The sequence below is a fragment of the Streptomyces sp. NBC_00249 genome, from assembly GCF_026342355.1.
GTDB lineage: Bacteria > Actinomycetota > Actinomycetes > Streptomycetales > Streptomycetaceae > Streptomyces.
Genome location: NZ_JAPEMV010000009.1, coordinates 214,056 through 227,790 on the forward strand (window position 1 = coordinate 214,056; position 13,735 = coordinate 227,790).

General features: G+C 73.0%; 14 protein-coding genes. 5 read left to right on the forward strand and 9 right to left on the reverse strand.

Translation table 11 applies throughout. From position 1 onward, the window contains the following. The first annotated feature begins 1 nt into the window (after window position 1). Window positions 2–559: an RNA polymerase sigma factor gene (locus OOK31_RS32870; protein WP_267091051.1), complete on the forward strand. Its 558-nt coding sequence runs from the start codon at window positions 2–4 to the stop codon at window positions 557–559. After that, entirely contained in the window at window positions 552–1,241 is a 690-nt protein-coding gene (locus OOK31_RS32875; RefSeq protein ID WP_267091052.1) for a hypothetical protein, read from the forward strand. Before OOK31_RS32870 ends, OOK31_RS32875 begins: the two co-directional genes overlap by 8 nt. 67 nt (window positions 1,242–1,308) lie before the next feature. On the opposite strand, the gene OOK31_RS39475 is transcribed toward OOK31_RS32875, so the two are convergent. From OOK31_RS39475 to OOK31_RS32895, 4 genes are all read right to left on the reverse strand, one after another. After that, window positions 1,309–2,571: a transglycosylase family protein gene (locus OOK31_RS39475; protein WP_323188279.1), complete on the reverse strand. Its 1,263-nt coding sequence runs from the start codon at window positions 2,569–2,571 to the stop codon at window positions 1,309–1,311. A 124-nt stretch (window positions 2,572–2,695) separates the two neighbouring features. Beyond that, a complete protein-coding gene (locus tag OOK31_RS32885; RefSeq protein ID WP_267091053.1) occupies window positions 2,696–4,348 on the reverse strand; it encodes a CHAP domain-containing protein in 1,653 nt (550 codons plus the stop codon). 302 nt (window positions 4,349–4,650) lie between these two features. After that, on the reverse strand, window positions 4,651–4,815 hold the full coding sequence (locus OOK31_RS32890) for a hypothetical protein (RefSeq protein ID WP_267091054.1): 165 nt from the start codon (window positions 4,813–4,815) through the stop codon (window positions 4,651–4,653). Between the two features lie 146 nt (window positions 4,816–4,961). Continuing rightward, entirely contained in the window at window positions 4,962–5,327 is a 366-nt protein-coding gene (locus OOK31_RS32895) for a hypothetical protein (protein WP_267091055.1), read from the reverse strand. Window positions 5,328–5,482: 155 nt separating this feature from the next. Between OOK31_RS32895 and OOK31_RS32900 the strand changes: the two genes are divergently transcribed. Next, complete coding sequence (locus OOK31_RS32900) at window positions 5,483–6,478, forward strand: helix-turn-helix transcriptional regulator (protein ID WP_267091056.1); 996 nt, start codon at window positions 5,483–5,485, stop codon at window positions 6,476–6,478. A gap of 28 nt (window positions 6,479–6,506) precedes the next feature. Here OOK31_RS32900 and OOK31_RS32905 read toward each other — a convergent pair whose 3' ends face one another. Further along, a complete protein-coding gene (locus OOK31_RS32905) occupies window positions 6,507–7,469 on the reverse strand; it encodes a GlxA family transcriptional regulator (RefSeq protein WP_267091057.1) in 963 nt (320 codons plus the stop codon). Between the two features lie 110 nt (window positions 7,470–7,579). Between OOK31_RS32905 and OOK31_RS32910 the strand changes: the two genes are divergently transcribed. After that, complete coding sequence (locus tag OOK31_RS32910) at window positions 7,580–8,527, forward strand: NADP-dependent oxidoreductase (protein ID WP_267091058.1); 948 nt, start codon at window positions 7,580–7,582, stop codon at window positions 8,525–8,527. A gap of 140 nt (window positions 8,528–8,667) precedes the next feature. Here the strand turns inward: OOK31_RS32910 and OOK31_RS32915 are convergent, their stop codons facing one another. Both OOK31_RS32915 and OOK31_RS32920 read right to left on the reverse strand, forming a co-directional pair. After that, the gene (locus OOK31_RS32915) at window positions 8,668–9,540 is read right to left on the reverse strand and encodes an alpha/beta fold hydrolase (RefSeq protein WP_267091059.1); all 873 of its coding nucleotides are present in this window, start codon (window positions 9,538–9,540) and stop codon (window positions 8,668–8,670) included. Between the two features lie 329 nt (window positions 9,541–9,869). Continuing rightward, a complete protein-coding gene (locus OOK31_RS32920; protein ID WP_267091060.1) occupies window positions 9,870–10,562 on the reverse strand; it encodes a metal-dependent transcriptional regulator in 693 nt (230 codons plus the stop codon). A gap of 269 nt (window positions 10,563–10,831) precedes the next feature. Here OOK31_RS32920 and OOK31_RS32925 point away from each other — a divergent pair, with 269 nt between their 5' ends. Then, complete coding sequence (locus OOK31_RS32925; RefSeq protein ID WP_267091061.1) at window positions 10,832–11,587, forward strand: SIS domain-containing protein; 756 nt, start codon at window positions 10,832–10,834, stop codon at window positions 11,585–11,587. Between the two features lie 62 nt (window positions 11,588–11,649). On the opposite strand, the gene OOK31_RS32930 is transcribed toward OOK31_RS32925, so the two are convergent. Both OOK31_RS32930 and OOK31_RS32935 read right to left on the reverse strand, forming a co-directional pair. Further along, window positions 11,650–12,969: a PAS domain-containing protein gene (locus OOK31_RS32930; protein ID WP_267091062.1), complete on the reverse strand. Its 1,320-nt coding sequence runs from the start codon at window positions 12,967–12,969 to the stop codon at window positions 11,650–11,652. Window positions 12,970–13,105: 136 nt separating this feature from the next. Then, window positions 13,106–13,714, reverse strand: coding sequence for a PH domain-containing protein (locus OOK31_RS32935; protein WP_267091063.1), 609 nt, complete (start codon window positions 13,712–13,714; stop codon window positions 13,106–13,108). Between the last annotated feature and the right edge of the window lie 21 nt (window positions 13,715–13,735).

Here is a 13,735-nt window from a genome sequence, read left to right on the forward strand (position 1 = left end):
CGTGGCCGAGCTCCCGAGCACCGCCGGGCAGGTCGGATCGCAACGGCAGTGGATCATCCCGGCCCCCGCCCGGACCCCCGACTTCGAGGCCTTCTACCGGCACGAGATGCCCCGGGTGACGGTGTTCCTGATGCACGTGGGCGCCACCGCCTACGAGGCGGCCGACGCCGCCCACGAGGCCTTCTGCGCTCTCCTGCCCGACAAGTGGGCCACGCTGGAGTTCCCGAAGGCCTACCTGCGCACGGCGGCGTACCGCTTCTACCTGCGGCAGGCCACGAGCCGCTCGACCCCCTGGGATCCCGTACCCGACCGGCCCGGCGGAACGTGTCCGCTGGCCACCGTGCTGATGTCCGAGGAACAGCGGCGCATCATGGACGCGTTGGCCCTGCTCCCTCCCGCCGAACGGCAGACCATGGCGTGGTCGCTCGACGGCTTCAACCACGAGGAGATAGCGGTTCACCTCGGAAAGTCGCCCGCCGCCGTGCGGAAGAGCTACCAGCGTGCCCGTGAGCGTTTGACGGCCCTCCTCGTCACGAGGAAGGAGGAGGCGCATGACTGACCACGGCGCTCGTGAAAGGGGCAACGAGGACGCGGCGGCGCTCGACCAGCTCCTGGCCCAGCACCATGCGGACCTTCTGCGGTCCGTCGACAAGGCCCTCGTCATCGGGGTCGGCTTCCGCAACATCACGGCCTTCGCCGCGCGGTCCGGCCTCGACCAGGGCGAGGTGGACCTGGCTGCCTTGGACGGGAACCCCCCGGTCGTCCCGGTGCACCCGCCCGGCTACGCCCATGAGCGCGACCGGAGCGAGGCCATGCGGGGCGTCCTGCGTGACATCGGGAACGAGCAACGGTTCCTGGACGCCTTCGCGCAGCATGCGCGGTCGCACGCGGCCTGGCTCGTGGACGTCTCGTCGGCACCGACGGACGGGACGGCCGTGGTCGACGTCCTCCTTGCGGCCCGGGAGGCTCTCGGCGACTTCGCGTACGGCCTGCTGGGCAACGGACTCACGCAGAGCGAGGCCGTCGCCGTCCTTGACCACCACCTCGCGGCGCTCCAGGAACAGCTGGCGCTCTGGGGCACGTTCGTCCGCGATCCGAGTCGGGAGGCGCTGGGGAAGAGCCGCTCCTACATCCACCTGCGCCGAGGACTCAGCTTCCGGATCCAGGCGATGAGCGACCTACGGAAGGCGGTCATCCGTCTCTTCTCACACTCCGACGACACCGAGATGCTGCCTTCCTGACGGACGTCCTGAAGGGCCGGTTTCCACTTTCCCCCCGGAGAGTGGAGACCGGCCCTTCGTGGTGGGGTCAGGGGGTGGTGGGGAGGGCGGTGGTGAAGGCGGTCGGGACGGAGACCACGTCGTCGAAGCTGCGCTTGCCGGCGCCGAATTCGTCGGCCGTCATCGCGCGCTTCTTGCCCGCGAGGACCTCCCAGACGGTGTTGCTGTCCTGGGAGAGGAGCATCGTGTGGTCGGCCGGGGCGGGCTTGGTCTTCGCCTCGGTGAGCCAGGTGCCGGGGACGGGGTCCAGGGGGCGCTTGTCGTAGCCGAGGGCGGTGAAGTCGGCGTAGGTCAGGCTGACGGCCTTGCCGCCCGCCATCACGAAGACGGAGGCGTCGGTGCCCGAGGCGTCCTTCACGATGCTGCCGTTCGGGAGCTGGCGGGCCACGGCGTTCGCCAGCCACTCGCCGGGGACGCCCATCAGGGCGCGCTGGTTGTAGCCGTTCGCCGTCCACTCGGCGGCCGAGATGTGCAGGGCGGTGCCGTTGACCATCACGTAGCGGGCCGGGTCCTGCTCGTTCTGGTTCATCACGACGCGGCCGTTGCCGACGGTGCGCTGGGCCGCGCTCTGCAGCCAGGAGGTCGGGACGCCCAGGTCGCGGCGGATGTTGTAGCCGCCGGACGTCCAGTCCGCGGCGCCGATCTTGAGGGCGGCGCCGTCGATCACCACGTAGCGGCTGTTGCCGCCGGCCTCGTCGTGGATGACGGTGCCGGCCGGCGGGGTGTCGGGCAGGGCGCGGAAGGCCGCGTCCTCGATCAGCACGATCTTGCCGAGGTCGTAGTGGTCGGGGGTGACGTCGGAGGCCGCGACCGCGATGCCCGCGCCTTCGATCAGCACCTTGACGGAGGCGCCGTTCGGGGACTTGACGAGGGTGCCGGAGCCCAGCGAGGCGGGGTTCGGGTAGGAGGGGCCCTCCGGGTACGGGTCGGCGTGGTCGGCGCCGAGGTGCGCGGCGGGGCCGCAGTTCGGCCAGGCCCGCTCGCCCTGGACCGCGAGGACCTTCTCGGCTATCCGGATCTGCTGTTCCTTGGTGGCCCGGTCGGCGCGGGAGGCGTAGGCGAGGCCGCCGAAGCCGGACCAGGTCTGCTGGGAGAACTGGAGGCCGCCGAAGTAGCTGCCGGTCGGGTCGATCGCCTTCCAGTTGTTGGTGGATTCGCAGGCGGCGACCTTGTCCCAGGTGGCCACGGACGCGGCCGAGGCGGGGAAACTCGCCACGAGCGGGACGACGAGGGCGAGGAGGGCGGTGGCGGAGACGGCGAGGGCGGAGTGCTTGCGCACGGCGGAGCTCATGGGCGGGTTCCTCGAAGGTCTGGGGGCGCGGCGGCGGCCGGGCGGGGCGGGGCCGAGCCGCCCGGCCGGGGGACGGCCGGGCGGCTCTTGGGGGGGGTGCGCGGTGGTACGTCGGGCCGGGGCCTTACGGGGCCGGCGGGGCCTGCACCGGGGCGGTCGGCAGGGAGGCCGTGAAGGCCACCGGGACGGAGACCACGTCGTTGAAGCTGCGCTTGCCGGCGCCGAATTCATCGGCCTTCATCGCGCGCTTCTTGCCCGCGAGGACCTCCCAGACGGTGTTGCTGTCCTGGGAGAGCAGCATCGTGTGATCGGCCGGGGCCGCCTTGGTCTTCGCCGTGGTCAGCCAGGCGGTCGGGACGCCTTCCAGCGGACGCTTGTCGTAGCCGAGGCCGGTGAAGTCGGCGTAGGTCAGGCTGACGGCCTTGCCGCCGGCCATCACGAAGACGGAGGCGTCGGCGCCCGAGGCGTCCTTGATGATCGTGCCGTCGGGGACCTGCTTGGACACGGACGAGGCCAGCCACGATCCGGGGACGCCCATCAGCATCAGCCGGTCGTACCCGTGGGCCGTCCACTCCTCGGCCGCGATGTGCAGCGCCGCGCCGTTGACCATCACGTAGCGGGACGGGTCCTTCTCGTCCTGGTTCATCACCACGATGCCGTTGCCCGGGGTCTTCGTGGTGGCGGCCTTCAGCCACTCGCCGGGGACGCCGACCAGGGTGTGCAGGTTGTAGCCGGCGGACGTCCACTCCTCGGCGGAGATGTGCAGCGCCGCGCCGTCGACCATCACGTAGCGGGACGGGTCCTTGCCGGTCTGGTCCATCACCACGAGGCCGGAGGCCACGCTGCGCTGCTTGGCCTCGTTCAGCCAGGCGGTCGGGACGCCCATGTCCCGGCGGGTGTTGTAGCCGGCGGCCGTCCAGTCGGCGGCGCCGATCTTGAGGGCGGCTCCGTCGACCACCACGTAGCGCTCGTTGCCGCCGGCCTGGTCGTGGACCACGGTGCCGGCCGGCGGGGCGCTCGCCAGGGAGCGGAAGGCCGAGTCGTCGATCGTCACGATCTTGCTCAGGTCGTACTGGTCGGGGCCGACGTCGGAGGCGGCGACCGGGATGCCCGCGCCCTCGATCATCACCTTGACGGCGGGGCCGCTCGGCGACTTCACCAGCGTGCCGCCGGCCAGCGAGGCGGGGTTGGGGTAGGAGGGGGCGTTGCTGCCGGTGGGCGAGATGTAGCCGCTGATCCGCTGGCTGCCCCACGGGATCTGGCCGACGCGCCAGTTCCTGGTGTTGTTGGTGCTGACGATGCCGGCGCCGCCGCCCTGGTTGCCGCCGGTGAAGGTGACGGTGGTGCCGTCGAAGCCGGTGACGAGGGCCACGTGGTCGTCGGCGTAGCTGCCGCCGTAGTTGAAGACGACGGCGTCGCCGACGTGCGGGGTGTTGGAGAGGGTGCCGTGCTTGTCGCCGTACTCGTAGAAGGACAGCGCCGCGTCGGTCAGGTCGTCCAGGTTCTTGACGCCGTTGCGGGCCCACACCCAGCCCGCGAAGTCGGCGCACCAGGCGTGTGCCGTCCGGCCGCCGGAACAGCTGCTGTGCTGCTCGGGGCCGCCGACGTAACCGCCGTGGGCACAGGCGCCGTTGCCGTTCTCGGCGCGGGCCGTCGACGCGATGCTGTCGCCGAGGGACGCGGCGTGCGCCGGGGCGGCGGTGACCATCGTGAAGGCGGTCGCGGCGAGTGCCGAGGTCGAGGCGAGACGTATGGCGATCGTCTTGAGGCGGGACATGGCGAAGCTCCGGTGGGTGTGGAGGAAAGTTCGACGGCGCTGCGGCGCTGCGGCGCGGGGAGGCCGCAGGGCGGGCCCGGTGCGGGCCTGAAGGGGTCGGGCGGGCCGTGGCGGCGGGGGACGGCTGCCCTGCAGGAGCAGCTGTCAGGCCGGCGGACGGACGGGGGCCCGGGGCGGAGCGGGGAAGTTCGGGGTGGGGCAAGGAAGTTCAGGGTGGCGCGCAGGGCGCGGGTGGTGCGGTGAGGGTCAGGCGGTGCGGGGGCCTCGGGCGGTGCGGGGGGCCTCGGTGGGGCCCGGGCCGGCTACTCCCAGGCGGTGGTGTTCTTGCCGGTCGGGGCGGTCTCCCAGGCGGTGGTGGCGGTGACGCGGGTCTCGTCGGCGGTGAACTGGCCGGCCAGGGCGGGGGTGAGGGCGGCGAGGGTCAGGGTGGTGACCGCGGCGGCCTTGGCGAGACGGTTGCGCAGCATGGGAGTGGTTCCTTCACGAGAGCTGTGACGAGTGGGCGATCCGGTCTCGCGTCCCGCGGTGACGCTTCGTCCGGTGTGCCTGCCGGGTGGTGTTCCCTGCTGGCGATGCCTAGCTTCGTCGCAGCTCAGGTGGGGTGGAAGAGCTTTCAGATGGACGGAAACGGCCCTGTCCCAATCCGTCCAGCGAGGCCGGAAGAGGTTTTCAGTAGGTGTTCGTAGTACGGGGCGACCAGCGGGGCGCCGACGCGGGTCACCGTCCAGCCGCGCAGGGCCCGTACTTCTTCGACCGCGCGGCGGCACAACACCTCCGCGGCCCGCTCGGCCGCCTCCAGGTTCTCCGCGAGGACGTACACCCCCACCACCGGATCGGGCAGCGCGTGCGCGTGCGCGGAGACGTGCTCGACCGGGGTGTTCACGTCCGTCTCCGCGAGGGCGAGCATGGACTCCGCCGCGCGTACGGGGAGCTGCCCGCCGCCGGAGGGGGCTCGAAGGCCGGCGTGGATGAGGTACATGGGCTCCACTCTGGTGCCTGACGCCCTCGGGCCGAAGCGATCATTCAGGACACTTCGGGCCCTGGCCGGAAGCGTCCACATGCTGGTTCCGTATAGGCCCGCGTGGGATGATGCCGTCACCTTGATCAACAAGGCGTCACACGGGGGGAACCGCTGTGCTAGCCACTCTCGGCCTGGACTCGACCGCAGAGGCCGTCTACCGCTCCATGCTCGCCCACCCGCGCGACGGGGTGCGGGCCCTGGCCGCGCGCTTGGACATGCCCGACGCCGACGTCAGGCGCAGCCTCGACGCGCTCAGCGAACTGGCCCTGATCCGCCCGTCCTACGAGCAGGCCGGGGAACTGCGCGCGGTCTCGCCCGAGGTCGGCATGGAAATCCTGATGGCCCGCCAGCAGGCCGAACTGGCGGCCCAGCAGCTGCGCATCGAGGCGTCCCGCGCGGCCGCCGCACAGCTCATCGCCGAGTTCGCGGACCTGAGTCCGGCGGCGGCCAGCCCCGGGGTCGAGCAGCTGGTGGGCCTGGACGAGATCCGCAGCCGGATCACCGGCCTGGCGCACGGGCTCCAGACCGAGCTGATGACCTTCGCCCCCGGCGGGGGCCACCAGCCGCAGACCCTGGAGGCGTCGAAGCCGAGCGACCTGGCGCTGCTGAGCCGGGGCGTGCGGATGCGGTCGCTGTTCCAGGACAGCGTGCGCAACAGCCTGGGCACGGTGGCGTACGCGACGTGGCTGTCCGAGCTGGGCGGCGAGGTACGGACCGCCCCGGACCTGCCGACCCGCCTGATGATCTTCGACCGGACCACGGCGGTCATCCCGGTCAGCAGCGACGACAGCTCGGCCGGTGCGGTGATCCTCACCGGCAACGGCACCCTGACGGCGCTGTGCGCGCTCTTCGAGAACGTCTGGGCGGGCGCGCAGCCCCTCGGCGCCGACCGGGACCGCGACGACAGCGCGCTCACCGCGCAGGAGACCACCGTGATCCGGCTGCTGGCGCAGGGCCTGACCGACGAGGCCATCGCCAAGCGCCTCGCGGTCTCCCCGCGCACGGCCCGCCGGCTGGCGGGCGGCCTGATGGAGCGTCTGGGGGCGGCCAGCCGCTTCGAGTTCGGGGTCCGGGCGGTCCAGCGCGGCTGGCTCCCGCACAACCCGTAGCCCCCGGCCGTGCCCGCGGCCGCGCCCGTTACAGGCGGGACGCCGTGAAGGCGCGGCGGTAGGCCGTCGGAGAGACGCCGATCGCCGCCGAGAGGTGCTGGCGCAGGGAGACGGCCGTGCCGAAGCCCGCGTGGGCGGCGACCTGGTCGACGGGCAGGTCGGTGGTCTCCAGCAGCCGCCGGGCGTGGTCCACGCGCCGCTGCGCCAGCCACTGCCCCGGCGGCATCCCCACCTCGTCCCGGAAACGCCGGCAGAAGGTCCGTACGCTCATCCGCGCGTGCTCCGCCAGCTCCGCGAGCGGCAGCGGCCGGTGGAGCTCCTCCAGGGCCCAGGCCCGGGTCGCCGCGGTGGTGGCGGCGTCGGGCTCCGGCATGGGCCGCTCGATGTACTGGGCCTGCCCGCCCTCCCGCCACGGCGGGACCACGCACAGCCGCGCCACCCGGTTGGCGATCTCGCTGCCGTGGTCGCGGCGCAGCAGGTGCAGGCACAGGTCCACCCCGGCGGCGACCCCGGCGGCCGTGTACACCCGGCCGTCCTCGACGAACAGGACGTCGGCGTCGACCTCGACCTGCGGGAAGGTCCGCTGGAAGTGCGCGGCCTGGTTCCAGTGGGTGGTGGCGCGGCGGCCGTCGAGGAGGCCCGCGGCGGCGAGCACGTAGGAGGCCGAGCAGATCGACACGACGCGGGCGGTGGCCGGCAGCCCGGCGAGGGCCCGGGCCAGCTCGCCGGGCAGCCAGTCGCGCGCGTCGTCGGCGTCGCAGGTGAACGGCGGGATGACGAGGGTGTCGGCGGTGCGCAGGGCCTCGCTGCCGTGGGAGACGGCGATGGTGAAGTCGGAACTGGTGGTCACCGGGCGGCCGTCGAGACTGCAGGTGACGATCTCGTAGAGCGGCTCGCCGTCCGGTCCGGCGGCCGTCCCGAAGATCTTCGCGGGGATGCTCAGCTCGAAGGGGTAGGCGCCTTCGAGGGCCAGGACGACGACACGATGCATGGCAAGATCCTGTCACATGCTGGCATTCTTGCCACTCGTTCCGCTCGCCCCGCTGCGCGAATCTTGCTCTCGACGGGCCACGGGAGGCCCACTGAGCTGGGAGAACGAAGATGTCGAAGACCACCATGCGGGCGATCGGCCAGGACGCCTTCGGCGGACCCGAGGTGCTGAAGGTCGTCGAGGCCGAGCGGCCGGAGCCCGGGGTGGCCGAGGTCCTCGTACGGGTCCACGCGGCCGCCGTGAACCCGACGGACTCCTGGCACCGGGCCTCCGGCGGGCTCGGCGGGAAGGTGATCCGGCTGGGCTGGGACCTCTCGGGGGTGGTCGAGGCCGTCGGCATCGGCGTCACCACCCTGGCCGTCGGCGACGAGGTGTTCGGCATGCCCCGCCACCCGCTCCCGGCGGGCGCGTACGCCGAGTACGTCACCTCCCCCGCCCGGCACCTGGTCCGCAAGCCGGCCGCGCTGAGCCACGTCCAGGCGGCCGCCCTGCCGCTGGCCGCGATGACCGCCTGGCAGGCCCTGGTGGACACCGCCGGTGTCCGGCCCGGGCAGCGGGTGCTGGTCCACGCGGCGGCGGGCGGCGTCGGACACCTCGCCGTCCAGATCGCCAAGGCCCGCGGCGCCCACGTCGTCGGCACCGCGCGCGCCGCCAAGCACGAGGTCCTGCGCGGCCTCGGTGCGGACGAGCTCGTCGACTACACCCGGGCCGACTTCGAGACGGCCGTCGACCCGGTGGACGTCGTCCTCGACACCATCGGCGGGGAGTACGGGCCGCGCTCGCTGCGCGCCCTGCGCCCCGGCGGGATCCTGGTGTCGCTGGCCTCGCCCGCCGAGGCCTACCTGACGGAGGTCGCCCGGCCGCAGGGGCTGCGGGCCGCCTTCATGGCGGTGGAGGCCGACCAGGCGGGGCTGCGGGAGGTCGCGGCGCTGGCGGAGGCGGGGCTGCTGCGGCCGGAGATCGACACCGTCCTGCCGCTGGAACTCGCCGGGAAGGCCCACGAACTCTCCGACACCCGCCGCACGACCGGCAAGATCGTGCTGTCCGTCACCGACTGACCGCCAAGGAGCCGGAGTTGAGCACGTACGTCCTCATGCCCGGCGCCTGGCACGGCGCATGGACCTTCGAACCGCTCGCCCGGGGACCGGCCAGGCCGCCTCTTCCGGATCGAAAGAGACGGCCTAGGGCCTCCTCGCCCCTAGGCGGTCGTCGCCTTGACTCCCTCCAGGAAGGGTTCGAGGGCCGCGCGCCAGGCGGCCGGCTGGTCGTAGTGGAGGTAGTGGCCGGCGTCGGGGATCTCGGCGTACTGGCCCTCCGGGAGGACGCGGACCATCTCCTGGGCCTCGGCGCGGCCCAGTTCCCCGTCCAGCCCCCGGACCACCAGGGTCGGGCAGCGGACCTGGGCCAGCTCCTCCCAGTGGGCGTCGTGCACCCAGGTCTCGCGGGCCGTCAGCATCTGGCGGCGGGAGAAGAGGGGGCGCCAGCCGTCCGGCGCCCGGTGCATGACATCGGCGAAGAAGGCACCCCGGCCGGGATCGGGGCGCTCCACCCGGGGGTCGTCCTCGCCGAACCAGCGGCGGGCGGCGTCCTGGGTGGGGAAGGGCAGCGGCCAGCGCCGGAACCATTCCTCCCACTCCTGCTGCGAGGTCTCGCCGAGGGCCGAGGCCCGCATGTCGCAGATGACGAGGGCCTGGACCAGCTCGGGGCGGCGCGCGGCGAGCTGCCATGCGGTGAGGGCGCCCATGGAGTGGCCGATGAGGGTCACGGGGGCGAGGCCGAGCTGCTCCACGGCGGCTTCCGCATCGGCGACGAAGGCCTCGCGCCCGTACGGGTGGGTGCTGCCGGGGGCGGCGGCCGGGCGGTCGCTGTGGCCGTGGCCGCGCTGGTCGAGCGCCACGACGCGGCGGTGCTCGCCGAGCCAGCGCGCGGTGCCGGCCCAGTGGAGGGCGCGGCCCATCAGGCCGTGGAGTAACAGGACGCCTGGAGCCCGCTGCTCCGCGGGCGGTTCGCGGAACTCCCAGGCGGCAAGGCGGAGGCCGTCGGCCCCCGTCACATCGATGCGCTGTACCACCGCAGATGCACCCCCTTCACTCCCGGCCAGACTATCGAACCCGCATTCGAAAACGGGTGTCTCGCCGACAACACCGCTCTTTCGAGTGACCTTGCTCAAGGATTGGCCGCCGCTGCCGATGGAGATCCTTTCAGCAGGGAGGCGGGCCGCTCGGGGAAGACGGTCCGAAGGGGATGACCTTGAGAGCTCGGGGCTCCAGGTCAGCTAGGGGAGGACCGGTCCCGGCGCCGCAAGGCGCCGGGACCTTCCACATCCCGCAGTCCGCTTGTTCCGGTTCCGCTTGTTCCGGTACCGCTCTCGCTATCGCTTTCGCTTTCGCTTTCGACGGCTCAGCGCTTGGCGACGAACACGTGCGAGGCGATGTCCGCGTCCAGCTCGGCCGCCTCGCCGCCGCTGCCCACGAGCACCCCGCCCGGGGACTCCGTCACGCTGACCACCGAACCGGGCTGCACGCCCGCCCGCCGCAGCGTGTACATCAGCTGGGCGTCCGTCTGGATCGGCTCCCCGATCCGGCGGACGACCACCGTCTTGCCCTCCGTGCCCGGGTCCAGCTCGGACAGGCTGACCATGCCGTCCTCCAGGAACGGGTCCGCCTCGGCCTTCTCCCCCAGCTCCTCCAGGCCCGGGATCGGGTTGCCGTACGGCGACTCGGTCGGGTGGCGCAGCAGCTCCAGCACGCGCCGCTCCACCGCCTCGCTCATCACGTGCTCCCAGCGGCAGGCCTCCGCGTGCACCTGCTCCCACTCCAGGCCGATGACGTCGACGAGCAGGCACTCCGCGAGGCGGTGCTTGCGCATCACGCGGGTGGCGAGCTTGCGGCCCTCGTCCGTCAGCTCCAGATGGCGGTCGCTGGCGACCGCCACCAGACCGTCGCGCTCCATGCGCGCCACGGTCTGGCTCACCGTGGGGCCGCTCTGGTCCAGCCGCTCGGCGATCCGGGCGCGCATGGGGACCACACCTTCCTCTTCCAGCTCCAGGATGGTGCGGAGATACATCTCCGTGGTGTCGATCAGTCCGGACATTCTTGCCCCTCGGATTGCGTGCGCTGGCCCTGCCCCCAATTCTGACGCATCGGGCCGACAACCGTCCCGCGCCGAGCGTCAAGGCATGTACGGGACATCTCCCCCCTGCGGGCCCGGCCGACCCCCGGTCCGGCCCCCGGGCCCACCGCCAGGGCTTTGGGCCCGGGATTGACGTTCGTATTGACACGCCCTTGGTCCAGACCGCACGGTGAGCGGCGGACAACGACGACTCACCCAACCTCACCCCACCCTGGAAGGGCCTTCGGCGTATGAGCGAGAGCAAGCTGGCCGGGCAGTTCTTCGACGCCGCCATCGGCCTGCTGGAGCGGGTGCGGGACGAGGAGGCGGCGCGGATCGGCGAGGCCGGGGCGGTCATCGCCGAGGCCGTCGCGTCCGGGAACCGGCTGTTCGCCTTCGGTGCCGGGCATTCCTCGCTGCCCGCCCAGGACGTGGTCTACCGGGCCGGCGGACTCGCGCTGATGAACTTCCTCGCCGTCCCCGGCACCACCGGCATCGACATCATGCCCGCCACCCTGGGCAGCGCCCTGGAGCGGGTCGACGGGCTCGCCGGAGCCGTCCTCGACAGCAGCCCGGCCTCCGACGGAGACGTGCTGGTGATCATCTCGCTGTCGGGCCGCAACGCGCTGCCGGTGGAGATGGCCATGAACGCCCGAGCGATCGGCCTCAAGGTGATCGGCGTGACCTCGGTGGCGTACGCGACGGAGACCAAGTCGCGGCACGTCTCGGGCACCTACCTCAAGGACCACTGCGACATCGTCCTCGACAGCAAGATCTCCGTCGGCGACGCCGAGCTGACCGCCGACGGCATCGAAGCCCCCTTCGCCCCCGCCTCCACCGTGGTCACCAGCGCGATCATGCAGGCCGTCATGGCGGCCGCGGCCGGCGAGCTCGCCGCCCGGGGCCTGGAGCCCCCGATGCTGCGCTCGGGCAACGTGGACGGCGGCCACGAGTGGAACGGCCGCGTGATGCAGGAGTACGGGGACCGGATCTTCTTCCGCCACTGACCCCGGCACCGGCCCCGGCACTGACCCCGGCACCGGCCCCCGGCGGGCGCGGTGGCCGGGGCTCAGCCCGGCCGGGTCGCCAGGTCCAGGTCGGCGGCCACGCGGGCCGCGACCTCCTCCGCGTACAAGGCGTCCGCGCGTTCGAAGGGCGGGCGCGAAGGGCCGCGTACGAAGGTCAGGGCGCCCAGGGTCCTGCCCCGGCTGCGGAGCACCGTGCACAGGGCGTGCGCGGCGCCCGGGGGCCAGCGGCGGGCGCGGGCCCAGGCCTCGGCCGCCTCGCCGCCGGGGGTGCCCGGCGCGCTGGCGCGGACCGGGCCGATCCGGTCCAGGGCCTGGAGCGCCGGGTGCGCGGCCTCGTAGCGCACCGGGATCGCACCCGGCTCCGGCAGCAGCAGCGTCAGCCCGGACGGGGACACGGCCGAGCGGACGAGCCGCCGCCCCGGGCCCGGTTCCAGTACGTCGACCAGCGCGTGTTCCGCGAAACCGGCCAGGGCGAAGTCCAGGCGGACGGCGGCCGCCTCCGCCGGGTCCTCGCACTCGGCGGCGGCCCGGCCCGCCCGGTGCAGCTGGTTGGCCCGGAAACGCAGCTGCCCGGTGTCCAGCTCGGCCTGCCGGGCCTCGGTGACGTCCTGGAACAGCCAGCCCACCCCGAGCGGCACCGGCTCCTCCGCGAGCGGCGACGCCAGCCGCAGGAACCCGCACCGCCAGCACCGGCGCCGCACCCCCTCCGGGGTCCGCACCGACACCCACAGCTCCAGCGGGGCGCGCGGCGCACCCTCGGCCAGGACGTGCTGGAGGGCCCCCTCCAGCTCCTCGACGCCCTGCTCCAGCAGGTCCCCGAGCGGCCGCCCGAGGAGGGCGCCGCGCCCGGCCCCGAAGGCACGGGCGGCATGGGTGTTGACCACCGCCGGGCGCAGGTCGACGTCGACGAGGACGACGCCCCAGGAGGCGTCGTCCATCAGGGCCTCGCTGAGGGCGATGGAGCGTTCCAGGTCGATCTGGGCGTGCACCTCGCTGAAGGCGCAGTAGACCCCGGCCGGTTTCCCGTCGGCGCCGGGCACCCCCGCGGACTGGGTCCGTACGAGGATCCGGCCGCCCTCCTTGGTCAGCAGGGCGAACTCGTGCACCTGCCGTCCGGGGGCGTCCTGCGCGGACATGAGCTGTTCGCGGATCTCGTCGGCGTCGGCGGCACGGACCGCCCAGCCGGCGAACCCGCGGCGCCCGACGGCCTCGGCGGCCGACCAGCCGAGGATCCGCTCGGCCTCGCGGTTCCAGTGGGTGATCACGCCGTCGGAGTCGAACGCGCACAGGGCGGCGTCCATCCCGTCGAGCAGCGCTGCGAGCAGATCGTCGGTGGTCTCGCCACGTCCGGAAGCACTCACCTGGCACCCCCTGCAGGTGTTCGCGTGTGCGGCACGTCAGATCATTGAACTGGAACGTGACGCAGGCCACACCCGGTTCCTGGAATCCTCCCGGAATGTCCCGCCGGCGGGCGGGGGTGCGGCCCCGGTCGCGGACTCAGTCGCTCGTGATCAGCACGACCATCACCACGAGGGCGATCACGACGAAGGTCCCGCAGCCCCAGTACATCCCGGTCAGCATCCGCCCCTCGCGCACCGCCTGCCGCTCGATGCGCTCCAGCGCCTCGGGTTCCGGCTCCCAGTCGGGGCCGCGCAGCTCCTCCCAGGCGGCCCGCAGCACGGCGATCTCGCGCGGGACGTCCACGTGGTTGTCGTCCACGTACATGAGCTGGACCCGGCGCCCCGCGTAGTCGTAGGCGTACGAGATGACGTTCGGCTGGTTCTTCGCCGCGGCCGCCCCCGGATTGGGCACGGCCCGGATGTCCTGGACGTCCGCCCAGGCCAGGCGGCGGCTCCCGGTGAAGCGGCGGACCCGGATGCCCTCGAGGTCGGCGGAGGTGGCGCAGCGTTTGGAGGCCCACACCAGCCAGCCGAAGAGGGCCAGGACCAGGGCCATGACCAGCAGTTTCACCCCGCCGGGCACATCGTCGAGGTTCAGCACGGACAGGGCGATGCCGGGCGTTCCCAGCCCGACGGCGATGTAGACGGCGGTCATCTGCTGGGCCCGGACCCGGTAGTCGCGTGGCAGCCGCTGCTGTGCGCTCATGACACCCCTCCCCCGAAGCGG